We start from the raw sequence: 25051 nt of genomic DNA on the forward strand, positions 1-25051 counted from the left end.
AGCCACCGGAATGTCCAACGAAGACAAGCTTCGCGAGTACCTGCGGCTGGTCACCGACGACCTGCGCCGGAGCCGGCAACGCATCCGCCAGCTGGAGGAGCCCGAGCCCATCGCAATCGTCGCGATGAGCTGCCGGCTGCCCGGCGGCGTGGACACCCCGGAGGATCTTTGGCGCCTGCTCTCCGACGGCCGGGATGCCATCGGCGACTTCCCGACGGACCGGGGCTGGGACCTGGAGGCGATCCACGACCCGGACCCGGAGCGCGCCGGCACGTCGTACACCCGACACGGCGGCTTCCTCGACCGTGTCGACCTCTTCGACGCTGAATTCTTCGGGATCAGCCCGCGCGAGGCGCAGGCGATGGATCCGCAGCAGCGGTTGCTGCTGGAGACGTCGTGGGAGGCGATCGAGCGGGCCGGCATCGACCCGACCGAGCTGCGGGGCCGCCCGGTGGGCGTGTACGCAGGTGTCGCCTACAGCGACTACACCTCGGTGGCCCGTCCGGACCCGGAGCTGGAGGGCTATCTGGGCAGTGGCAGCGCCGGGAGTGTGGCGACCGGGCGGGTCGCGTACGTGCTGGGTCTGGAGGGGCCGGCGGTCACTGTGGACACCGCGTGTTCGTCGTCGTTGGTGGCGATCCATCTGGCGAGCCGGGCGTTGCGGCAGGGCGAGTGCGATCTGGCGTTGGCCGGTGGCGTGACGGTGATGGCGACCCCCGGCATGTTCGTGGAGTTCAGCCGGCAGCGGGGCCTCGCGGTCGATGGGCGGTGCAAGCCGTTCGCGGAGGCGGCGGACGGCACTGGCTGGTCCGAGGGGGCCGGCATGCTGCTGCTGGAACGGCTCTCCGACGCGCAGCGGCACGGCCACCCGGTCCTCGCCGTGGTGCGGGGCTCGGCGGTCAACCAGGACGGCGCCAGCAGTGGCCTGACCGCACCCAACGGCCCGGCGCAGCAGCGGGTCATCGAACGGGCGTTGGCCGACGCGCGGCTCACGCCTGCGGACGTGGATGTGGTGGAGGCACACGGGACGGGCACGCGGCTCGGGGATCCGATCGAGGCGCAGGCGCTGATCGCCGCATATGGGCGGGGTCGGGATCGGCCGTTGTGGTTGGGGTCGGTGAAGTCGAACCTGGGGCACACACAGGCTGCGGCGGGTGTGGCCGGGGTGATGAAGATGGTCCTGGCGATGGGTCGTGGGGTGTTGCCGAGGACGTTGCATGTGGATCGGCCGTCGTCGGCGGTGGATTGGTCGTCGGGTGCGGTGCGGTTGTTGACCGATGAGGTGCGCTGGGACGGGGACACGCGGCGGGCGGGTGTGTCGGCGTTCGGGATGAGTGGGACCAACGCGCACGTGATCGTGGAAGCGCCGCCGGTGGTCGTGGAGCCGGGTGCGGATGTCGGTCCGGAGGTGCCGTGGGTGGTGTCGGCGGCGTCGCGGGAGGCCCTGGACACGCAGGTCGCCGCCTTGTCGGGTCTGTCGGGGCTGCGGTCGGTGGATGTGGCGTTCACGTTGGCGTCAGGTCGGACGGCGTTGGCGTGGCGGTGGGTGGTGGGGGAGGACCTGCCGGTCCGTGCTGGTGACGGCCGGGTGGTGTTCGTGTTCCCCGGCCAGGGCTCGCAGTGGACGGGGATGGGTCTGGAGCTGTGGGACACCTCGCCGGTGTTCGCAGCCGAGATGCAGGCGTGCGAGGAGGCCCTGCGGCCGCATACGGGTTGGTCGTTGCGGGAGGTACTGGCCGGCCCGCTGGACCGGGTCGACGTGGTGCAGCCGGCCCTGTTCGCCGTGATGGTGTCGCTGGCGGCGCTCTGGCGGTCGTACGGCGTGCAGCCGTCGGCTGTCGTGGGCCACTCGCAGGGTGAGATCGCGGCGGCGTATGTGGCGGGTGCTCTGTCGTTGGACGACGCGGCGCGGATTGTTGCGCTGCGCAGTCGGGCGTTGCGGGCCATCGCGGGCCGGGGCGGAATGGTGTCGGTGCCGTTCGCCGACGTCGACCCGGGGGATCTGTCGGTGGCGGCGGTGAACGGTCTGGATTCGACGGTGCTCTCGGGTGATGTTGAGGCGGTGGAGCGGTTCTTGGCGGCCGAGCCGCGGGCGCGGCGGGTCGCGGTGGACTACGCGTCGCACTCTCCGCACGTCGAGGCGGTGCGGGACGAGATCGTCGCGGCGTTGCAGGGCATCGAGCCTCGTTCGGCAAAGGTGTCGTTCTACTCGACGGTGACCGGCGGGTTGCTGGACACGGCTGGCCTTGATGCCGAGTACTGGTTCCGCAACGTGCGGGAGACGGTGCGCTACGGCCAGGTTGTCGATGCGGTGGGCGACGCCGCGTTGGTGGAGGTCAGTCCGCATCCGATTCTGGCCCGCGAGTTGGGGTCGGTGCGGCGCGATGATGGTGGGTTGCCGCGTTTCCTGGATTCGGTGGCGCGGGCCTGGGCGCGCGGCGTGAACGTCGACTGGGACGCGGTGTTCGCCGGCCGCGACGCCCGACGGGTGGTGCTTCCGACGTACCGGTTCCAACGCCACCGCTACTGGCTGACCGGCACGGGCTGGCTCGGCGAACCCGTCGAGGGGGCGCAGGGCGCCCTGTTCGAGGGCGAGGTCGGCGGGGATTGGCTGGCCGATCACGCCGTTGGCGGGACACCGCTGGTGCCCGGTACCGGGCTGCTGGAGATGGTGCTGCGCGCGGGCGGTCAGGTGGAGGAGTTGACCCTGCACGCTCCGCTGCACCCACCGGCCAGAGTCCAGATGGTCGTCGGGCATCCCGACGACAGCGGCCGGCGCAGTGTGTCGGTGCACTCGCGTACCGGAAGTGAGTGGACCCTGCACGCCTCCGGCACCCTGCTGCCCGACACCGCACCCGTTCCGGCAGTCGATGACACCCCCTGGCCACCCGCCGACGCGGAACCGGTGTCCCTCGACGGCATCTACGAGCGGGCGGCAGCCGCCGGCTTCCACTACGGGCAGGCCTTCCGGGGCCTGCGGGCGGTGTGGCGGCACGGTGACGAGATCCTCGCCGAGGTGACGCTCCCCGACGGCCTCGACGGCCACCACTTCGGGCTGCATCCCGCGCTGCTCGACGCCGCCCTGCACGCCGTCGCCCTGATCCCGGACCGCGGTGCCGCCGGTCCCGGCCGGCTGCCGTTCAGCTGGAGCGGCGTACGGCTGCACGCCACCGGAGCGGACACCCTGCGGGTACGAGCCACCGTGCACGCCGACGAGTCCGTGTCTCTGCTTGCCACCGACATCGCCGGTGCGCCCGTCGTCTCGGTCGACGCCCTGGTCACCCGGGAGTTCCGGCCCGCACCCGACAGCAACCACCTGTTCCGGGTCTCCTGGCCGGAACTCGTCACCCCGGCCGCGACCGGACCCGGGCTCGAATTCCTGTCCATTGCCGAGGGTGACCCCCGTACACCGCTGCCCGAGCGTGCCGCCGCCACGACCCGGCAGGCCCTCGACGGCATCCAGCGCTGGCTCGCCGACGCCCAGGCCGGCGACAGCCGACTGGTCGTCGTCACGCGCGGGGCCGCCGGCCCGGGCCCGCTCACCGATCTGGCCGCCGCGCCGGTGTGGGGACTGGTCCGGTCGGCGCAACGGGAACATCCCGGCCGGTTCCTCCTGCTCGACCTCCCCGCCGGCGCGCCGCTGCCAGCTGCGGTCCCGCCGGACGAGCCCGAGCTTGCGATGCGCGGCGACACCTGGCACGCGCCGCGCCTGGTCCGGCACCGGGGCACCGGCACGCCAGCGCCGATCGAGGTTGGCACGGTACTGATCACCGGCGGCACCGGCACCTTGGGCCGCCGGCTGGCCCGGCACCTGGTGACCGAGCATGGCGTCCGCCACCTGCTGCTGGTCTCGCGCAACGGTGGCGCGGTACCGGACGGCCTGACCGCCCTGGGCGCCGAGGTCACGGTCGCGGCCTGCGACGTGGCCGACCGTGCGGCCCTGGAGGCGCTGCTCGCCGCGATCCCGGCCGACCGTCCGCTCAGTGCCGTGGTGCACGCCGCCGGGGCGGTCGACGACGGGCTGATCGAGGCGATGACCCCGGACCGCCTCCGCCGGGTCGCGCGGCCGAAGATCGACGCGGCCTGGTACCTGCACGAGTTGACCCGCGACCTCGGCCTCACCGCGTTCGTGCTGTTCTCCTCCACCGCCGGTGTCCTGGGCAGCCCTGGGCAGGCAAACTACGCCGCAGCGAACGCGTTCCTCGACGCCCTCGCCAGCCACCGTCGCGCGGCGGGCCTACCGGCCACCTCGTTGGCCTGGGGACTCTGGGCGGAGTCGAGCGGGCTCACCGGTCACCTCACCGACGCCGACCTGGCCCGGCTGCGCCGATCCGGTCTGGAGCCGCTGACCACGGCCGAAGGGCTGACCCTGTTCGACGCGGCGGCCGGCGCCGAGGACGCGGCGCTGGTGCCCGTACGCCTGACGCCGGCCGCCTTCGGCGACGAACCGCCGGCCCTGCTGCGTGCCCTCGCGCCCGCCCGTCCCCGCCGGGCTGCCGTCGCGTCCGCAGCCGACCCCGACCTTGCCGACCGACTGGGCCGGCTGCCCGCCGAGGACAGTGCACGCCTCCTGCTGGACCTGGTCCGTCGGCACGTCGCCGCGGTCCTGCGGCGGGACACCCCCGTCGACGCCGATCGGGCGTTCAAGGAGCTGGGCTTCGACTCGCTGACCGCGGTCGAGCTGCGCAACCGGCTGGCCGTCGCGACCGGTGTACGCCTGCCGGTCACCGCCGTCTTCGATCACCCGAGCCCGGCCGCGCTCGCCGCCCACCTCCGGTCCCGCCTGACCGGAGCGCCGGAACCGGCCCGCGCCGTCGCGGCGCGACCGTCCGCAGCCGAGCCGATCGCGATCGTCGCCATGGCCTGCCGATACCCGGGCGGGATCACCTCGCCGGAGGATCTGTGGCGGTTGCTGGCCGAGGGCGGGGAGGTGCTCGGCCCGTTCCCGGTGGACCGTGGCTGGGACCAGGACGCCGTGGACCGCAGTCAGGTACGGCAGGGCGGGTTCCTGGAGGGCGTCGCCGACTTCGATGCGGGGTTCTTCGGGATCAGTCCCCGGGAGGCGACGGCGATGGATCCGCAGCAGCGGTTGCTGCTGGAGACGTCCTGGGAGGTGGTGGAGCGGGCTGGGATCGATCCACGGTCGTTGCGCGGCAGCCGGACCGGCGTCTTCGCCGGGATCATGCATCACGACTACGCTGCCCGCCTGCACGAGATCCCCGAGGAGTTCGAGGGCTATCTGGGCAGTGGCAGCGCCGGGAGTGTGGCGACCGGGCGGATCGCGTACGTGCTTGGGCTGGAAGGGCCGGCGGTCACGGTTGATACGGCGTGTTCGTCGTCGTTGGTGGCGATCCATCTGGCGAGCCGGGCGTTGCGGCAGGGCGAGTGCGACCTGGCGTTGGCCGGAGGCGTGACGGTGATGTCCATGCCCAGCCTCTTCGTGGAGTTCAGTCGGCAGCGGGGGCTGGCGGCCGATGGGCGGTGTAAAGCCTTCGCCGAGGCGGCGGACGGTACGGGCTGGTCCGAGGGTGTGGGTTGGTTGGTGGTGGAGCGGCTCTCCGATGCGCAACGGCACGGCCATCCGGTGCTTGCGGTGGTGCGGGGTTCGGCGGTGAATCAGGACGGTGCGTCGAATGGGTTGACGGCACCGTCGGGGCCGGCGCAGGAGCGGGTGATCGCGGACGCGTTGGCGGACGCGGGTCTGCGGCCGGCGGACATCGATGTGGTGGAGGCGCACGGTACGGGCACGCGGCTCGGGGATCCGATCGAGGCGCAGGCGGTGATCGCCGCGTACGGGCAAGGTCGAGATCGGCCGTTGTGGTTGGGGTCGCTGAAATCCAACCTGGGGCATACGCAGGCAGCGGCCGGGGTCGGCGGGGTCATCAAGACGGTGTTGGCGATGGCCCATGGGGTGTTGCCGCGGACGTTGCATGTGGATCGGCCGTCGTCGGCGGTGGATTGGTCGTCGGGTGCGGTGCGCCTGTTGACCGATGAGGTGCCCTGGGACGGTGACACGCGGCGGGCGGGTGTCTCCGCGTTCGGGATGAGTGGCACCAACGCGCACGTGATCGTGGAAGCGGCGCCCGCGGTGGTGGAGCCGGGTGTCGATGCCGGTGCGGAGGTGCCGTGGGTGGTGTCGGCGGCTTCACGGGAGGCCCTGGGCGAGCAGGTTCGTTCGTTGTCGGGTCTGTCGGAGTTGCGGTCGGCAGCTCGAAGCGGATCGGGCTCTTCGGCGCTGAGGCCGGTGGACGTGGCTTTCACGTTGGCGGTGGGCCGAGCGGCCCTGCCGTGGCGGTGGGTGGTGGGGGAGGACCTGCCGGTCCGTGCCGGTGACGGCCGGGTGGTGTTCGTCTTCCCCGGTCAGGGTTCGCAGTGGACCGGGATGGGTCTGGAGTTGTGGGACTCCTCGCCGGTGTTCGCCGCGTCGATGCGGGCGTGCGAGGAGGCCCTGCGCCCGCACACCGGGTGGTCGTTGCGGGAGGAACTGGCCGGGCCGCTGGACCGGGTCGACGTGGTGCAGCCGGCGCTGTTCGCGGTGATGGTCTCGCTCGCCGCGTTGTGGCGCTCCTACGGTGTGCAGCCGTCGGCGGTCGTGGGCCACTCGCAGGGTGAGATCGCCGCCGCGTACGTGGCCGGTGCGTTGTCGTTGGACGACGCGGCGCGGGTGGTGGCGCTGCGCAGCCGTTGTTTGGCAGCCCTCGCTGGGCGCGGCGGGATGGTGTCGGTGCCGTTCGCAGACGTGGATCCCGGGGACCTGTCCGTGGCGGCGGTGAACGGCCCGGACTCGACGGTGCTCTCCGGGGACGTCGACGCGGTCGAACGGTTCCTGGCGGCCGAGCCACGGGCCCGGCGGATCGCTGTCGACTACGCGTCACACTCCCCGCACGTCGAGGCGGTCCGCGAGGACATCCTGGCGGCGGTGAAGGACATCGAGCCCCGCTCGGCAGAAGTGCCGTTCTACTCGACGGTGACCGGCGAGTTGCTGGACACGGCGGGCCTGGATGCCGAGTACTGGTTCCGCAACGTACGCGAGACGGTCCGGTACGGGCAGGTCGTCGAGGCGGTGGGGGATGCCGCGCTGGTGGAGGTCAGTCCCCATCCGATCCTGGCCCGTGAGCTGGGGTCGGTGCGGCGCGCTGATGGCGGGTTGCAACGGTTCCTGGACTCGGTGGCACGGGCCTGGGCGCGGGGCGTGGGTGTCGACTGGCCGGCGGTGTTCGCCGGCCGCGACGCCCGACGGGTGGTGCTTCCGACGTACCGGTTCCAACACCGCCGCTACTGGCTGGACGCGCCGCCCCGCGCCGCCTCCGACACCGCCTTCTGGGCAGCCGTGGAGGCGGGCGACGTCGATGCCCTGGGCGCCGGGGATGCCGCCGACCGGGACGCTTGGCGGCGACTGTTGCCCTCCCTCGCCACCTGGCGCGAGCGCTCCGCCGTCTCCAGCTGGCGCTACCAGGAGCGCTGGGAGCCGCTGACCGCACCACCGACGGCCCTGACCGGCACCTGGCTGGTGGCCGGCGACGACGGGCACGGCCTCGCCGACGCCTGCGTCGCCGCGATCCGGGCGGCCGGCGGCGACGCCGTACGCGATGCCCCGGCCGGTACCCGACTCGACGGCATCCTCTCGCTGCATGCCAGCGTCCAGAAGACCATCGCGCTGCTCGGCGGCGCTCCGCTCTGGTGCGTCACCCGCCGCGCCGTGTCGATCGGACCGGACGATGCGCTCACCGACCCGGACCGAGCGCGGCTCTGGGGACTCGGCCGGGTAGCGGCCCTCGAAGGGCGGTGGGGCGGCCTCGTCGACATCACCGATGGCGTCGACCCGGCCGCCCTCGTCGCCGTACTGGGCGGTCCCGAGGACCAGATCGCGGTGCGCCGCACCGGCACGTACGGCCGGCGCCTCCGCGCCGCCCCGCCGCCTGCCACCCGACGCCGGTGGACACCGCGCGGCACGGTGCTCGTCACCGGCGGCACCGGCGCGCTCGGCGCCCACGTAGCCCGATGGCTGGCCCGGGCCGGTGCACCCCACCTGATCCTGCTGAGCCGGCGCGGCCTCGGCGCGCCTGGCGCGGTGACTTTGACCGACGAGCTCACCGCGCTCGGCAGTCGGGTCACCGTGTGCGCCGCCGACGCGGGCGACCGGGCGGCACTGGCTCGGGTGCTCGACGACGTGCCCGCCGAGGTCCCGCTGACCGCCGTCTTCCACACCGCCGGTGTGCTCGACGACGGCTTCATCGCCGACCTGACGCCGGAGCGGTTCGCCGCCGTGGACGCGCCGAAGGCTGCCGGGGCACGCCACCTGCACGAACTGACCGCCGGCCACGACCTGGACGCCTTCGTCCTGTTTTCCTCGTTCGCCGGCCTGGTCGGCAACGCCGGCCAGGCGAACTACGCGGCCGCCAACGCCTACCTGGACGCTCTGGCCCGGCACCGGCGCGCCGAGGGTCGCACCGCGACCTCCGTGGCCTGGGGTGCCTGGGCCGACGGTGGCCTCGCGGACGGGGAGGTCGGCGAGCGGCTGCGTCGGCGCGGGATCGAGCCGATGTCGCCGGACCGCGCGCTGTCGGCGCTGCGGGCGGCTCTTGACGCGGACGAGACCTGCGTCGCGGTGGCCGACATCGACTGGACCCGCTTCGGTACGGCCTTCACCGAGGTCCGCCCCAGCCCGCTGCTTCGCGATCTCGTGACGCCCGGTGCCGAGGCACCGGCCGGCGTGGAACTCGCGGACCAACTCGCGGACCAGCTCGCGGCGTGCTCCCCGACCGAACGCGCCGACCTGGTCCTCGACGTCGTCTGCGCGCACACCGCGACGGTGTTGCGCCACGACTCGGCCCAGACCGTCAGCCCGCACGTCGTCTTCCGGGAACTGGGCTTCGACTCCCTGACCCTGATGGAGCTTCGCAACCGGCTGGCCGCAGCCACCGGAGTGCGGTTGCCGGCGACCGCTCTGTACGACCATCCGACACCGGCGGCGCTCGCCGAACACCTGCACGACCTGCTCGCCCCGGCCGACGCGGAGACCGCCGGCACTGACGAGTTCGACACGATGACCGCCGCGGCCCTGGTCCGCCTGGCCCTGGAAGGCGGAGATCGGTGAGCGACGACGCCGAACTGGTAAAGGCACTTCGTGCCGCTCTGCGGGACAACAAACGCCTCAAGGACGACAACCAGCGCCTGGCCGAGGCCGCGACCGAACCCATCGCGATCGTCGCGGTGGGATGCCGTTTCCCGGGCGGCGTCACGGGGCCCGACGAGTTCTGGGATCTGCTGGCCCGGGGCGGGGATGCCATCGGGCCGGTCCCGGCCGATCGCGGGTGGGGGTTCCCGGCCGCCGGCCGCACCACCGAGGGCGGGTTCCTCGCCGACGCCGGCGACTTCGACCCCGGCTTCTTCGGCATCAGCCCCCGGGAGGCCCAGTCGATGGACCCGCAGCAGCGGTTGCTGCTCGAGGTGGCCTGGGAGACGCTGGAAAACGGTGGCCTCGACCCGGCCGGGCTGCGCGGCAGCCGTACCGGGGTGTTCGTTGGCACGAACGGCCAGGACTACGGCGCGCTGGCACAGGCCGACCCCGGTGCCGAGGGCTACCTGATCACCGGCAACGCGGCAAGTGTCGTGTCCGGGCGGGTGTCGTACACGTTCGGGTTCGAAGGCCCCGCGGTCACCGTGGACACTGCCTGCTCGGCGTCGCTGGTCGCGCTGCATCTCGCGGCGCAGTCGCTGCGGCAGGGCGAGTGCCACCTCGCGCTGGCCGGCGGTGCCACGGTGATGGCCACCTCGACCGCGTTCACCGAGTTCAGCCGGCAGGGCGGCCTGGCATCGGACGCCCGTTGCAAGGCGTTCGCCGCCGACGCCGACGGCACCTCCTGGGGCGAGGGCGTCGGGCTGGTGCTGCTGGAGCGGCTCTCCGAGGCCCGCCGTCTCGGCCACCCCGTGCTGGCTCTGCTGCGCGGCAGTGCGGTCAACTCCGACGGTGCCAGCAACGGCCTGACCGCACCGAACGGCCTGGCCCAGCAACGGGTGATCCGCGACGCGCTGGCCGCCGCCCGGCTCGAACCGCAGGACGTGGACGCGGTCGAGGCGCACGGCACCGGCACCGCCCTCGGCGACCCCATCGAGGCGGACGCGCTGATCGGTGTATTCGGCGCGGACCGTGACCGCCCGCTGTGGCTCGGCTCGCTGAAATCGAACATCGGCCACACCCAGGCCGCCGCGGGTGTCGGTGGCGTCGTCAAGATGGTGCTCGCCCTGCGGCATGGCCTGCTGCCGCGCACGCTGCACGCCGCGCAACCGACGCCACATGTGGACTGGACGGCCGGTTCGGTCCGGCTGCTCACCGAGGCGGAGCCGTGGCCGCGGTCCGCGCGTCCTCGACGGGCGGGGGTGTCGTCGTTCGGCGTCAGCGGCACCAACGCTCACGTCATCATCGAGGAGGCCGCGGAGCAGGAGCCGTGGGAGGCCCCGGTGGTCGACACGGTCCTGCCGTGGCTCCTCTCCGGCCACACCGACCAGGCGCTGCGGGCGCAGGCGGAACGACTGCTGGAGCGGGTCGACGCACGACTGGAGCTGTCGCCGCTCGACGTGGCGTACACCCTCGCCTGTGCCCGGGCCGCGCTGCCACAGCGCGCCGCCGTGCTCGGCCGCAGTCGCGAGGAGCTGCGCGAGCGGCTCGCCGCGCTGGCCGGGGACCGCCCGTCCCCAGGCGTGCTGCGCGGTGTCGCCGGCCGCCCCCGGACCGCGTTTCTGTTCACCGGTCAGGGCGCCCAGCGGGCCGGCATGGGCCGCGAGCTGGCGGCGGCGTTCCCGGTCTTCGCCGAGGTGTGGGACGAGGCGCTGGCGTTGCTGGACGGCGAGGAGGTTCGCACGGCCGACGAGGCGGCACTGGCCCGCACCTCGTCGGCGCAGAAGGCGCTGTTCGCGTTCGAGGTCGCCATGTGCCGGCTGTGGGAGTCCTGGGGCGTGCGACCGGAGTACGTGCTGGGGCACTCGATCGGTGAGCTGGCTGCCGCGCACGTCGCCGGTGCGATGTCGCTGAGCGACGCCTGCCGCCTGGTGTCCGCGCGCGGCCGGTTGATGGAGGCACTGCCCGCCGGCGGCGCGATGGTCGCCGTGGAGGCCTCCGAGGCCGAGGTCGCCGGCCTGCCCGTCGCGGCGGTCAACGGCCCGGAGTCGGTCGTGATCTCGGGTCCGGTGCAGCTCATCGAGGACGTCGCGGCGCAGTGGCGGGCCCGCGGCCGCCGGGTACAGCGGCTGAACGTCTCGCACGCGTTCCACTCGGCGCACATGGAGCCGATGCTGGCGGAGTTCGGCGAGGTGGCCGCCACAGTCCGGTACGAGCGCCCGGCGCTCGCGGTGATCTCCAACGTGACCGGTGAGCCGGTCCGCGAGTTCAGCGCGGACTACTGGGTGCGCCACGTCCGGGCGACGGTGCGGTTCGGCGCGGGCCTGGACCTGCTCATCAGCCGCGGTGTCTCGGTCTTTGTCGAGGTCGGCCCGGACGGGGTGCTGTCCGGCCAGGGGCGCGACGGGCTGTTCGTGCCGTCGTCGCGGCGCGACCGGGACGAGGCCGACACGGCGCTGTCCGCGCTCGCCCGGGTCCACCTCGCCGGTGTACGCGTGAACTGGCCCACGGTGCTGACCGGCGGCCGTGCGGTGCCGCTGCCGACGTACGCGTTCCAGCGTGAGCGCCACTGGCTCGAACCGGGACCTGGCGGCGACGCCCCGGACGCCGGGTGGCACTACCGCGTCACCTGGCAGGCAGTGCCCGAACCCGAACCGGCGTCGCTCGACGGCATCTGGCTCGTCGCCGCGCCCAGCGCGGAGGCCGCCGAGCCGGTGATCCGGGCGCTGGCCGCCGCTGGCGCAGAGGCCCGCTCGGTCGACCGGGGCCTGTGCCCCGGCGAGCGTCCGCAGGCGGTGCTGTCCCTGCTCGACGCGGCTGGCACGGCCGCCCTGGCCAGTGACCTCGACGCGCCGCTGTGGGTTCTGACCACGGGCGCGGTGTCCGCCGCGCCGGGTGACCCGCCGCCGAATCCGGTCGGTGCGCAACTTTGGGGACTGGGTCGGGTCATCGGTCTGGAGCATCCGGACCGGTGGGGCGGGCTGGTCGACCTGTCCGGCGACGACTGGGACCGGCTGCCCGCCATCCTGGCCACCCCGGGCCATGACGACCAGTACGCGGTGCGCCCCGGTGGCGTGTTCGTGCCACGCCTGAGCCGGGTCGCCGGTGACCGCGTCACCCGACCCTGGACGCCGCGGGGCACCGTGGTGGTGACCGGCGGCACGGGTGCCCTCGGCGCGCGCGTGGCCCGCTGGCTCGCCGCCAACGGGGCGGGACATCTGGTGCTGACCAGCCGGTCCGGCGCCGAGGCCCAGGGGGCCGACGCCCTTCGCGACGACCTCACCGCGCAGGGGGTCGCCGTGACCATCGCGGCCGGTGACGTCACTGATCGGGAGTTTCTCGCCGGCCTGCTCCGGGACCACCCGCCGACCGCCGTCGTGCACACCGCCGGCACCAGTCATCCGACCCCGCTCGCCGACCCGGGTCTCGACGTGCTGGCGGACGCCCGGGGCGCCAAAGTGGCCGGTGCCGACCTGCTCGACGACCTGCTTGACGGGGTCGCGCTGGACGCGTTCGTGCTGTTCTCGTCCGTCGCCGGCACGTGGGGCAGCGCCGGCCAGGCCGGGTACGCCGCCGCCAACGCCCACCTCGACGCCCTCGCCGAGCGTCGATGCGCCCGGGGTCTCGCCGCGACGTCGATCGCCTGGGGGCCGTGGGCAGGCGGCGGCATGGCGGACGGGGCGGAGCCGATGCTGCGCCGCGCCGGTCTGTCCCCGATGGCGCCCCGGACGGCGTTGGAGGCGATGCGCCGTTGCGTCGAGTCCGGCGCGGCCACCCGTGTGGTCGCCGACGTCGACTGGGACCGGTTCGCCGCCTCGTACACGCTGGCCCGACCCCGCCCGCTTATCGAAAACCTCGTGGCGGCCTCGCCGCCCGCGCCCGCCCCCGCGGCGCCCGTCGCCCGTCGCGCCCGCCCGCTGCTCGACCTCGTCCGCGAGCAGGTCGCGGCAGTGTTGGATCTGTCGTCGGCGGCCGTCGTCGCCGCCGATCGGCCGTTCCGGGAGTTGGGCCTGGAGTCGCTGACCGCTGTGGAGCTGCGGGACGCCCTGTCCACGGCGACCGGTCTGCCGCTGCCGGCCACCGTCGTCTTCGACCATCCGACCGCGGCCGCCCTTGCCCGGCACCTCGGCGAGGAACTGGGCGACAGCGGCGACCGGCCAGGCGTGCTGCCCGTCGCGTCGGCGGCGGACGACAACGACCCGATTGTCATCGTGGCCACCGGCTGCCGGTTCCCGGGCGGCGTCCGCTCCGGGGACGACCTGTGGCGGCTCGTCGCCGACGGCGTCGACGCGATCGGCCCCTTCCCCACCGACCGTGGTTGGGACCTCGACGGCATCTACCACCCGGACCCGGACCATGGCGGCACCACGTACGCGAACCAGGGCGGCTTCCTCGCCGACGCCGACCGTTTCGACGCGGCGCTGTTCGGCATCAATCCGCGCGAGGCGTTGGCCATGGATCCGCAGCAGCGACTGCTGCTCGAGACATCCTGGGAGGTCTTCGAGCGGGCCGGGATCGACCCGACGGCCCTGCGCGGCTGCCGGGTCGGCGTCTTCGTGGGCGCGGCCGGGCAGGGTTACGGCACCGGCCTGACCGAGGTACCCGACGGCGTCGGCGGATACCTGCTCACCGGCAACGCCACCAGCATCATCTCCGGGCGGCTCGCCTACACGTACGGGCTGGAGGGCCCGGCGCTGACCATCGACACCGCCTGCTCGTCGTCGCTGGTTGCGCTGCACCTCGCCGCCCAGTCGCTGCGGCAAGGCGAGTGCGAGGCGGCCCTCGTGGGTGGCGTCATGGTGATGCCGACACCGCTGCCGTTCATCGAGTTCAGCCGCCAGCGAGGCCTCGCGCCGGACGGCCGGTGCAAACCGTTCGCCGCCGCGGCCGACGGCACCGGCTGGTCCGAGGGGGCTGGCATGGTGCTCCTGGAGCGGCTTTCGGTGGCCCGGCGGCACGGCCACCCGGTCCTCGCCCGGTTGAGCGGCTCGGCCGTCAACTCCGACGGTGCCAGCAACGGCCTGACCGCGCCGAGCGGTCCGGCCCAGCAGCGGGTGATCCGGCAGGCGTTGGAGAACGCCGGACTGGCCCCCGTCGACGTCGACGCGGTGGAGGCACACGGCACCGGCACCCGGCTCGGCGACCCGATCGAGGCGCAGGCGCTGCTGGCCGTGTACGGGCACGACCGGCCGGTCGACCGGCCACTGTGGTTGGGGTCGGTGAAGTCCAACATCGGGCACACCCAGGCGGCCTCCGGCATGGCCGGGCTGCTCAAGATGATCGAGGCGATGCGGCGCGGCATCCTGCCGTCCACCCTGCACGTCGACGAGCCCACCCCGCACGTCGACTGGTCGGCGGGAACCGTACGGCTGCTGACCGAAACAGTCGCGTGGCCGGACACCGGCCGCGCGCGCCGCGCCGCGATCTCGTCGTTCGGTGCCAGCGGCACCAACGCGCACGCCATCGTCGAAACCGTCGCGGAATCGGACTTCGAGCCACGGGTGCCGGCCGCCCCCGGCCGCCCCCTGCCCTTGGTGTTGTCGGCCCGCACCCCGGAGGCGCTGGACGCCTGGGCCAACCGGGTGGGTGCACACGTGTCGGCGAGCGGGCGGACCGGCGCGGACCTGGCGTACTCGCTGGCGACCACTCGTGCCCACCTGCCGCACCGGGCCGTCCTCGTGACGGCCGACCCGGGCCGGGTACCGGCCGCTCTGCACGCGCTGGCCCACGGCGAGGCCTGGCCCGGGCTCGTACGCGGAACCGTGCTGCACAACGCCGATCGGCCGGTGTTCGTCTTCCCCGGGCAGGGTGCGCAGTGGCCCGGCATGGCCCTGGACCTGCTGGACACCGAGCCGGTGTTCGCCGCCCGGATGCTCCAGTGCGCCGACGCGTTGTCCCCGTACCTGGACTGGTCGTTGTTCGCCGTCCTGCGCGGCGAGCCGGACGCGCCCTCGATGACGCGGACCGACGTCGTCCAGCCGGTGCTGTTCGCCGTGATGGTGTCCCTCGCCGAGTTGTGGCGCAGCCACGGCGTCAAGCCCGCCGCGGTGGTGGGGCACAGCCAGGGCGAACTCGCCGCGGCCTGTGTGGCGGGTGCCATCACGCTGACCGAGGCCGCCCGGATGGTGGCCCTGCGCAGCGCGGCACTCGCCGAGTTGTCCGGCACCGGCGCGATGGGCTCGGTGCTGATGTCCCACGGCGACGTGTCCGCCCGGCTGCCCGAGTGGGGCGGACGGGTCACCGTCGCCGCCGTCAACGGGCCGGAGTCGGTGGTGGTCTCCGGCGACGTGGACGCTGTCGAGGACCTGCTCGACCGGCTGGCCGGTGAGGGCGTACGGACCCGCGGCATCGAGGCCAGCGCCGCCGGTCACTCCGCACACCTGGACCCGCTGCGGTCGCGCTTCGAGGCGGCGTTCGAGGGAGTCGAGCCGGCGTCCAGCACCGTGGACTTCTATTCCACAGTCATCGGCGAACGCCTCGACACGACCCGGCTCGACGCGAGCTACTGGTGGCGCAACGTACGCCACACCGTCCGCTTCGAACCCGCTGCCCGCGCCCTGATGGAGGCGGGGCACAGCGTCTTCATCGAGATGAGCCCGCACCCCGTGCTGGCGCTCGGCCTGAACGCGACCGCCACGGCGGCCGGCCACGAGGCCGCCGTGCTCGGAACGCTACGCCGGGACGAAGGTGGTACGGAGCGCTACCTGAGGTCGGTCGGTGAGGCGTACGCGCATGGCGTCGACGTCGACTGGGAACGGGTCTTCGAGGGCACCGGTGCGCGCCGGACCGCGCTGCCCACCTATCCCTTCCAGGGCCGGCGGTACTGGCTCGCGGCCGGGTCCACCGGCGCCGCCGACGTGGCCTCGGCAGGTCTGACCGCGGCCGACCACCCCCTGCTGGGAGCGGTGGTCGCCTCCGCCGTCGGCGACGATCTGGTGCTGACCGGCCGGCTCGGGGTACGTGACGTGCCGTGGCTCGCCGACCATGCGGTCCGCGACACCGTGCTCGTCCCCGGCACGGCACTGCTCGAACTGGCCTTGCGCGCCGCCGACGAGGTCGGCTGCGACCAGGTCGAGGAACTGGTCCTGCGGACACCGCTGACGCCGGGACCCGGTGCCGTCCAGGTGCAGGTCGTCGTCGGGTCCCCTGGTGGATCGGGGGAGTGCCCCCTGTCCGTGCACTCCCGGCCCGCGGACGGGGATGACGAATGGACCACGCACGCCACAGGGGTCCTACGCTCCGGTGACCCCGCGCCTGCCTTCGACCTCGCCACCTGGCCGCCGCCCGACGCCGAGCCGGTGCCGATCGACGGCCTCTACGAGCGGCTGGCCGAAGCCGGCCACGCGTACGGACCGGCGTTCCGCGGGCTCCAGGCGGTCTGGCGGCGTGCCGGTGAGATCTTCGCCGAGGTTCGGCTCCCGACCGCCCTGCACGCCGACGCCGCCCGGTACGGTCTGCACCCCGCGCTGCTCGACGCCGCCCTGCACGCCGCGGCGGCGGTGGCCGACGACCCGGGACCGCCCCGGCTGCCGTTCGCCTGGACCGGCGTTCATTTGCACGCGGCAGGCGCCGCCGCGCTCCGGGTCCGGCTGGTGCCGACCGGGGCTGAGCAGCTTGCCGTGCAGGTCGCGGACGAGGGCGGCCGCCCGGTCGCCTCGGTCGAGGCGCTGACCACCCGGGTGATCTCCGCCGACCTGCTGACCGCCACCGGGGCGGCCCGACGGAATCTCCTGCACCGGCTCGACTGGATCGCGATGCCGGCCGCCCCGGCCGGCCCCGACCGGCCGTGGGCGGTCGCGGACGACGACCTCGGCCTCGGCGCCGCCCTGTTTGGCGCTGGCGTACGCCTCGCCGCTGCCGACGACCCGGGGCCCGCCGTCACCCTCGCCGCGCTCGGCGACGCCGCCGGAGGCGCTGCCCCGGACGCGGCGGCGACGCACGCGGCCGTGCAGCGGGTCCTCGGCATCGTGCAAACCTGGCTCGGTGCTGTTCGCGGTGCCGACTCGCACCTGGTGATCGTCACCCGAGGAGCGGTGCCGGTTCGCGATCGGGCGGCCACCGACCTCGCCTACGCGCCGGTGTGGGGCCTGCTGCGCTCGGCGCAGACCGAGAATCCGGGACGTCTCACAGTCCTCGACGTGGACGACGACTCCTGGGCCGCGCTCCCCGGCGCCCTGGTCGCCGCGCTGACCGCGGGCGAGCCGCAGGTGGCGCTCCGGGACGGCACCGCGTACGTCCCGCGCGTGGTGCAGGCCGGCACCGACGGTCTGCTCGAACCTCCCACGGGGGCCGGCGCCTGGCGGCTCGACGTGGCCGCGGCGGGCGGCACCGGCGTCGAGGACCTGGCGCTCGTGCCCGCTCCCGAGGCGGATGCACCGCTCGCCCCGGGGCAGGTCCGGATCGCCGTGCACGCCGCCGGGGTCAACTTCCGCGACGTGCTCATCACCCTCGGCATGTATCCGCAGAAGTCTCTCCTCGGTGGCGAGGGCGCCGGCATCCTGCTGGAGGTGGGCCCCGGCGTGACCGGCCTGACTCCCGGCGACCGGGTGATGGGACTGTTCGCCGCGTGTGGCGGCTTCGGCCCGGTGGCCGTCACCGACCACCGGTTGGTGGTGCCCATGCCGAGCGGGTGGTCCTTCACCGAGGCGGCCACCGTGCCCGTCGCGTTCCTCACCGCCTACCGGGGGCTGGTGGAGCTGGCCGACCTGCGTGCCGGTGAGTCGGTGCTGATCCATGCCGCCACCGGCGGGGTGGGCATGGCCGCCGTGCAGATCGCCGAGCACCTCGGGGCCGAGGTCTATGGCACGGCCAGTCCGCCGAAGTGGCAGGCCCTGCGTGCGGCCGGGTTGCCGGACGAGCGGATCGCCTCCTCGCGCACGCTCGACTTCACCGAGACGTTCCGGCGGGCAAGCGATGGGCAGGGCGTCGACGTCGTGCTCAACGCGCTTGCCGGCGACTTCGTCGACGCGTCCCTGCGGCTGCTGCCGCGCGGCGGACGGTTCCTCGAGATGGGCAAGACGGACCTGCGTGACCAGGCGACGATGCCGGTCGGCGTCACGTACCGGGCGTTCGACCTCAACGAGGCCGGCCCGGACGTGCTGGGCGCGATGCTGCGGAAGCTGCTCGTCTTGTTCGTGAGTGGCGTGCTGCGACCGCTGCCGGTGACCCGGTGGGACGTCCGACGGGCGTCGGCCGCGCTGCGCCACCTGAGCCAGGCGCGGCACGTCGGCAAGGTCGTACTGACCGTGCCGGCGCTGGATCTGGACGGCACTGTCCTGGTCACCGGCGCGACGGGCGCGCTGGGCCGGCTCGTGGCGCGGCACCTCGTCACCGCGCACGGTGTGCGTCGCCTGGTGCTCCTGAGCCGTGGCGGCGAGGCGGACGACCTCGTGACCGAGTTGACCGCGCTCGGCGCAGACGTGACGCTGCTGGCCTGCGACGTGGCCGACCGCGCGGCTCTGGCCGCGGTGCTCGCCGAGCACCCGGTGGACGCGGTGTTCCACGTGGCCGGCGTCCTGGACGACGGCCTGGCCGACACGCTCACCGCCGAACAGGTCGACCGGGTGTTGCGCCCCAAGGTCGACGGGGCGGTCAACCTGCACGAGCTCACCACGGGGCTGCGGGCGTTCGTGCTGTTCTCGGCGGCGTCCGGGGTGCTCGGCGGACCGGGGCAGGCCAACTACGCAGCCGCCAACACCTTCCTCGACGCGCTCGCCTGGCACCGACGCGCCCGGGGCCTCAGCGGCACGTCCCTCGCCTGGGGCCTGTGGGGGCCAGCCAGCGGGATGGCCGAGCTGAGCGACGCCGACCTGAACCGGATGGCCCGCGGTGGCATCCTGCCCCTCGCTGCCGAGCGGGGGCTCGCCCTGCTCGACGCCGCGCTGAGCAGGGACGAGCCGGTCCTGCTGCCTGTGCGTTTCGACCGCGCCGCCCTGCGGGCGCAGGGGCCGGCCCTGCCGCCGCTCCTGAGTGGTCTGACCGGCGCCGCCGCCCGCCGCCGAGTGAGCCAGCCCGGTGCCGTCGCCGCCGACGGCGGGACCGCCCTGCGCCAGCGGCTGGCCGGGCTGCCACCCGCCGAGCGGGCAGAGGTCATGCTCTCGCTGGTACGCACGCAGGCCGCGACGGCGCTCGGGCACGGCGACGCGGAGGCGGTCACCGCCACGGCTGCCTTCCTGGAGCTCGGTTTCGACTCGCTGACCGCTGTGGAGCTGCGGAACCGGCTGTCCGCGGTGACCGGGCTGCGGCTGCCACCGGCCCTCGTCTTCGACCACCCCACCCCCAGCGCGCTCGCCGCCTTCGTCCTCGCCGAGCTGCTGCTACCGGACGGCGCGCCAGCCGGTCCGGAGGTCGCCCGGCGGTCCGGCGCCGGCCTCTCGGGGCTTCTCCAGTCGGCCGTCGAGGCCGGCCGGACGCCGGAGTTCGTGTCCTCCCTGCGCCTGCTGGCGGACTTCCGGCCCGCGTTCACGGACGCGGCCGACCTCGTGGACGGGCCCGGTCCGCTGCGCCTCGCCCACGGCGACGGTCCCGTCCTGATCTGTCTGCCGCCGATCGTCGGTCGCTCCGGACCGCACCAGTACGCCCGCTTCGCGGCCGGGCTGCGCGGGGTCCGCGCCGTATCGGCCCTGCCGCACAGCGGCTTTCGCGCAGGCGAGCCGTTGCCGGCCACGCACGAGGCGGCGGTACGGGCGCACGCCGAGACCGTCCTGCGGCACGCGGCGGGGCAGCCGTTCGCGCTCGCCGGCTACTCGTCGGGTGGTCTGGTGGCGCACGCGGTCGCCGCCGAGCTGGAGCGGCGCGGCGAGCGGTGCGCCGCGCTGGTGCTGCTGGACACCTACCGGCCGGACGCCACGGAGCTCATCGAGGAGCTGATCCCGCAGGTGCTGCACGGGCTGCTCGAACGACAGGCCCGGATGACCGGCGAGGGCGAGGACTCCCGGGGCGACGCGTGGCTCACCGCGATGGCGCGCTACCTGCAGTTCGACTGGACGCCGACGCCGGTCCACGCGCCGACCCTGCTGATTCGGGCCGCGACACCGATGACCGGCCGCTCCGCCGACGGCGAGTGGCAGGCCGACTGGCCGTCGGCCGAGACCACGCTCACGGTCGCGGGCGACCACTTCACGATGCTCGAGACCCACGCCGCGGGCACGGCACAGACCGTGCACGACTGGCTCACCGAACGGGGAGGATCACGATGACCACCAGTTGCTACGAGATCGGGGACATACCGCCGCTGGGCGAGGTGCCGGCCCGGATGTACGCCTCCGTCATCCGGCCGGAACGCTACGGCCCGCCGACCGAGGCGTTCCGCACCGAGGTGGTGGACGTCCCACCACTGGGGCCGGGGCAGGTGCTGGTGATGATGATGGCCGCGGGCGTGAACTACAACAACGTCTGGGCCGCCCTGGGCAAGCCGCTCGACGTGATCGCCGCGCGCAGTCGACGCGACGCCAGCGGGTTCCACATCGGCGGCTCCGAGGGCGCCGGCGTGGTGTGGGCAGTCGGCGAGGGAACCCGTCAGGTCAGGCCGGGCGACCACGTCGTCCTCTCCGGCTGCCAGTGGGATGAGTCGGCCCCCGACATCCGTGCCGGCGCGGATCCGATGACCTCGTCCACTCAGCGAGTCTGGGGGTACGAGGAGAACTACGGCGCCTTCGCGCAGTTCACCGTGGTCGACGAGTACCAGTGTCATCCCAAGCCGGCGCGGCTGACGTGGGAGGAGGCGGCAGCGTACCTGCTGACCGGGGCGACCGCCTACCGGCAGCTCTGCGGCTGGCCGCCGCACGTGGTCCGCCCCGGCGACCCGGTCCTGATCTGGGGCGGGGCCGGTGGGCTCGGCTCAATGGCGATCCAGATCGTCCGCGAGCACGGCGGCGTTCCGGTCGCCGTCGTCTCCAACGACGACCGCCGGGAGCACTGCCTGCGTCTTGGGGCGGCCGGTGTCATCGACCGGCGGGAGTTCGATCACTGGGGCCGTCTGCCGAGCCTCGACGACCCGTCGGCGTTCGAGGGCTGGCTCAAGCAGGTGCGAGGCTTCGGGCAGCGGTTCTGGGAGGTTCTCGGCGAGCGGCGCGCTCCCCGCATCGTGCTGGAGCATCCCGGTCAGGACACCATCCCGACCTCCATGTACCTGTGCGACACCGCGGGCATGGTCGTCATCTGCGGTGGCACGAGCGGGTACCACGCCGATGTCGACCTGCGTTTCCTCTGGATGCGGCAGAAGCGCCTGCAGGGCTCGCACTTCGCCAACGTCGCCGAGTGCCGCGCGATCACCGCGCTGGTGGCCGCCGGCCGCGTCGATCCCTGCCTGGCCTGGACGGGGACGATGGACGACCTCGGCCGGGCGCACCAGTTGATGCGTGACAACGAGCACCCGCCGGGCAACCTCGCGGTTCTCATCAACGCCCCCCGGGCCGGCATGACGACGCTGTCGGCGTGAGCCGCAACCGGTCGACCAGGTGCGCTGCTATCTCCGGCGCGGCATCGGTCAGGTGGACGTGGCCGCCGGGAACGACCCGCAGGGCGAAGCCGGACATGGGATGTGAGCTGTCCCGCCAGCACGTCGGCGACCTGGTCGGCGAGCGTGCCGATTATCTCCTGCGCGTGGGTCGTGCTGGTCTCAGTCGGGCACCGTCACCGCCGTCAGCACGAGGCCCTCGGCGACGACGTACCGGCCGTGCAGTTCCTTGAGGTCGAACCCGCCGTCGTGGCGTGTGCCGGACACGTGCAGCCGACCGGAAAACGTCGCGGCGGCCGGGTCGATCATCAGGCTCGCGTCCTCGAACCCGAGCCAGCGGTGCGTGAGCGGATACCACGCCTTGTAGATCGACTCCTTCGCGCTGAACAGGAGGCGATCCCAGTGCGTCGTGGGATCCCGCCGTGCCAGTTCGGTCAGCAGGCCGGCGTCGCCGATCGCCGTTACCGAGTCCAGTACGCCGTCCGGTAGGGGACCGTGCGGCTCGGCGTCGATGCCCAGGGCGGCGACGTCCTTGGCGAGCCCGACGGCGGCGGCGCGGTAACCGGCGCAGTGCGTGATGCTGCCCACGACGCCCGGCGGCCACAACGGTTCGCGGTGCGAGCCGGGACGAATTGGGGCCGGCGGGTAGCCGAACTGCTGCAGGGCCTCCCGGGCGCACCGGCGGGCGGTGATGAACTCCCGGCGTCGCCCTTCCACGGCGTTGGCGACCAGATCCGCCTCGCCGGGGAAGACCGTCTCTCCGGCGCGGTCGGTGAAAGCCTCGACGGCCACGACCGTTCGGGGCAGCAGTTGGTGAATCATGGTGCTCCAGCGAGGATGCGGCGCGGCATCAGCGGAGGGCCGCCGCGCCGGCCCCACTCGCGGGGATAGCCGAGCGACACCTCTTCGAACCGCACCCCGTCGTAGTGCGTGGTGCGGGGGATGTGCAGGTGCCCGTAGACCGCTGCCGCGGCCCGGAAGCGCAGATGCCAGTCGGCGGTACGCTCGGTGCCGCACCACTGCGCGAACTCCGGATACCACAGCACGTCGGTCGGCTGGCGGAGCAGCGGCCAGTGACTGAGCAGGACAGTGGGCAGCGCCGGGTCGATCGCGGCGAGCTTGGTCTCGGTCCGGGCGACCCGGTCCCAGCACCACGATTCGCGGTCCGGGTACGGGTCGGGGTGCAGCAACATCTCATCGGTGCAGACCACACCAGCGTCGTACGCCTTGCTCAGCGACTCCTCCTTCGTGCGCGTGCCCGGGGCGCGGAACGAGTAGTCGTACAACAGGAAGAGCGACGCCACCACCACCGGACCGTCCGGGCCGGTCCAGACCGGGTACGGGTCCTCGGGAGTGAGTACGCCGTTGTCCTGGCACATCCGAACGAGCGCCTCATAGCGTCGCGTGCCACGCAGTTGCACTGGATCGCTGGGGTGGGACCAGAGTTCGTGGTTGCCAGGTGCCCAGACGACCGTGCCGAATCGGCCGCGCAGCAACTTCAGCGTGCGCTCGACGTCACCGAACAGGTCGGCGACGTCTCCACCGACGAGGAGCCAGTCGTCGTCGGACTCCGGTTCCAGTCGATCCACCAGATCCCGGTTGTCGGCATACGACACGTGTAGGTCACTGATCGCGTACAGAGAACCTGTCGTTCGCGCGTTCAGAGGAAGGCCCCCTCAGCGTTTCGGCTACTCTCGCCACCGCGCCGATGGCGGGATGGAGATCACCGTAGCAACGGATGGTCCACCGAAACGTACTCGTATCGAAATCGCTGTAGGTGCCCGTCCCGTGGCCGTCGCGGCGTCTGCCCTCAGACGCCCAACAGGCTCTCCAGCGTTGGTCGGCGCGGGCTCCGCAACAACCTGCGACGCATTCCAGGCCGCCCGGTCACCCGGGCGGCCTGAGCGGCCACGTGTCACGCCAATGAGCCCCGGTGTCTGTGTGTCGGGCTGACGTTATTCAGCATTTTTAACTGTGCTCAGGGTGGACATGAGTCGCGAATAGGCACATTCGACCTGATGTGATCTACGTCACTCCACTGGGTGGTGATGTGGTCGGCCTCAGTACGTGCGCCTCACCACGAAGTCGGACAGGCTCAGCAGCGCGTCCCTGGCGGGACCCTCCGGAACGCCAGCCAGGCTGTTCGCCGCAGTGGCGGCGTGCCGGTGCAGCTCGTCGTAGCTGCGCTCCAGTCCGGGCGACGTCCGCAACAGCTCCAATGCTTCCTGGCGCAGTGCGTAATCGTCGACCGCGCCGTTGGCCAGAATCTCGCTGAGCCGTTCCGCGTGCTGATCACCGGCGGCGAGCGCATGCAGGATCGGCAGAGTGCGTACCCCCTTCTGCAGGTCGATCCCGCGGGTCTTACCCGACGCGGCCGAGTCGGCCACGATGTCGAGCAGATCGTCGGAGATCTGGAAGGCGACGCCAAGCGCCTCGCCGTACTGGGCGATTGCCTCCGCCACCGCCTCGTCGGCGCCGCCGCAGGCGGCCCCAGCCCAGCCGCAGAGCGCGAAGAGGGACGCCGACTTGTCCGAAGCCACCTGTAGATACTGCTCCACGGCGTCCTCGCCGGCGCGCAACGCCGACCCCTCGGTGGCCTGACCATGCACCAGCCTGGTGAGCGTCCAGCCCTGCCGACGCACCAGTTCCGTGTCGACCTCCAGCGCCGTCATGCAGGCGATGGCCATGAGGTGGTCGCCGACCAGGACAGCCAGTCGGTTACCCCAGCGCGCGTTGGCGCTCGGCACGCCGTGCCGGAGTATCGCGTTGTCCATCACGTCGTCGTGATGCAGTGTGGCCACGTGCATTAGCTCGACAGCGGTGGCGGCCCGGAGGATCCGGAATGGGTCCGGACGCCCCGTTTGTGCGGCGAGAATGACCAGCAGGGGTCGCAGCCGCTTACCGCCGGCCCGGATCAGGTGCCCGGCCGCCTCGCTCAGCCACGGGTCACCGGGCGTGACAACGCGTCGGTGCAACTCGGTCTCCACCTCGGCCAGTGCCGAGCGGACCGCCGAGGCCAGGGCCGCGTCGAAGGAACCGATGCAGGCCCGCACGTCCAGGTGCTTCGTCGGCGCGGGGTCGGTGGCGACCCTGCCACCGGCGGGCAGAACGGACGTGCGCGTCATCCGGCGACCCGGAGTTTCTCTACGGTGACCGTTCGGCTCTGCCGGCCCGCCACCTCTTTGATTCCGTCCAGTAGAGCCAGGACTGCCCGTGCGGACGGTAGTACCATGGCACCTTCTGGAGTCAGCTGAGCGCCGTCTGGGTGCCGGAAAAACAGTCGTGCGCCCAGTTGCTGCTCCAGGCACTTGATCTGATAGCTGATCGCCGGCTGTGAGTAGCCGAGTGAGGTGGCGGCGTAGTCCATGCGACCGGCCTCAACGATGGCGACGAATGCTCTCAACTCCCGCTCGTGCATCGATCAATCCCCCCGGTTGTGTGGGTGCGGGTCGGCCAAACTTGGCCTTGCTGACCGC

6 protein-coding genes and 1 pseudogene are annotated in these 25051 nt (G+C 73.1%); 3 read left to right on the top strand and 4 right to left on the bottom strand.

Annotated elements, in window-relative coordinates; genetic code table 11:
• Positions 1-49 precede the first annotated feature (49 nt).
• The 3 genes and pseudogenes from ACLQ28_RS15220 to ccrA form a co-directional block, all read left to right on the top strand.
• A pseudogene (locus ACLQ28_RS15220) lies at positions 50-8929 on the top strand (SDR family NAD(P)-dependent oxidoreductase); the annotation flags it as partial.
• A gap of 164 nt (positions 8930-9093) precedes the next feature.
• Positions 9094-20316: an SDR family NAD(P)-dependent oxidoreductase gene (locus ACLQ28_RS15225; protein ID WP_425686917.1), complete on the top strand. Its 11223-nt coding sequence runs from the start codon at positions 9094-9096 to the stop codon at positions 20314-20316.
• Entirely contained in the window at positions 20313-21557 is a 1245-nt protein-coding gene (gene ccrA, locus ACLQ28_RS15230) for a crotonyl-CoA carboxylase/reductase (RefSeq protein WP_425686918.1), read from the top strand. Before ACLQ28_RS15225 ends, ccrA begins: the two co-directional genes overlap by 4 nt.
• Before the next feature lie 180 nt (positions 21558-21737).
• Here the strand turns inward: ccrA and ACLQ28_RS15235 are convergent, their stop codons facing one another.
• From ACLQ28_RS15235 to ACLQ28_RS15250, 4 genes are all read right to left on the bottom strand, one after another.
• Positions 21738-22397: a 4'-phosphopantetheinyl transferase family protein gene (locus ACLQ28_RS15235; RefSeq protein WP_425686919.1), complete on the bottom strand. Its 660-nt coding sequence runs from the start codon at positions 22395-22397 to the stop codon at positions 21738-21740.
• Positions 22394-23239 (bottom strand): metallophosphoesterase family protein, encoded by an 846-nt coding sequence (locus ACLQ28_RS15240; RefSeq protein WP_425686984.1) that lies wholly within the window; start codon positions 23237-23239, stop codon positions 22394-22396. The genes ACLQ28_RS15235 and ACLQ28_RS15240 overlap by 4 nt, the downstream gene beginning before the upstream one ends.
• 396 nt (positions 23240-23635) lie before the next feature.
• Positions 23636-24700, bottom strand: coding sequence for a polyprenyl synthetase family protein (locus tag ACLQ28_RS15245; protein ID WP_425686920.1), 1065 nt, complete (start codon positions 24698-24700; stop codon positions 23636-23638).
• Positions 24697-24993, bottom strand: a complete 297-nt coding sequence (locus tag ACLQ28_RS15250; protein WP_425686921.1) for a LysR family transcriptional regulator — start codon at positions 24991-24993, stop codon at positions 24697-24699. The genes ACLQ28_RS15245 and ACLQ28_RS15250 overlap by 4 nt, the downstream gene beginning before the upstream one ends.
• Positions 24994-25051: the final 58 nt, after the last annotated feature.

Source organism: Micromonospora sp. DT201 (genome assembly GCF_049841575.1).
GTDB lineage: Bacteria > Actinomycetota > Actinomycetes > Mycobacteriales > Micromonosporaceae > Micromonospora.

What these genes read in the sequence shown, in the direction of transcription:
- ACLQ28_RS15235 (WP_425686919.1), bottom strand. Translation starts at nt 22,397, where the DNA reads ATGATTCACCAACTGCTGCCCCGAACGGTCGTGGCCGTCGAGGCTTTC.
- ACLQ28_RS15250 (WP_425686921.1), bottom strand. Translation starts at nt 24,993, where the DNA reads ATGCACGAGCGGGAGTTGAGAGCATTCGTCGCCATCGTTGAGGCCGGT.
- ccrA (WP_425686918.1), top strand. Translation starts at nt 20,313, where the DNA reads ATGACCACCAGTTGCTACGAGATCGGGGACATACCGCCGCTGGGCGAG.
- ACLQ28_RS15245 (WP_425686920.1), bottom strand. Translation starts at nt 24,700, where the DNA reads ATGACGCGCACGTCCGTTCTGCCCGCCGGTGGCAGGGTCGCCACCGAC.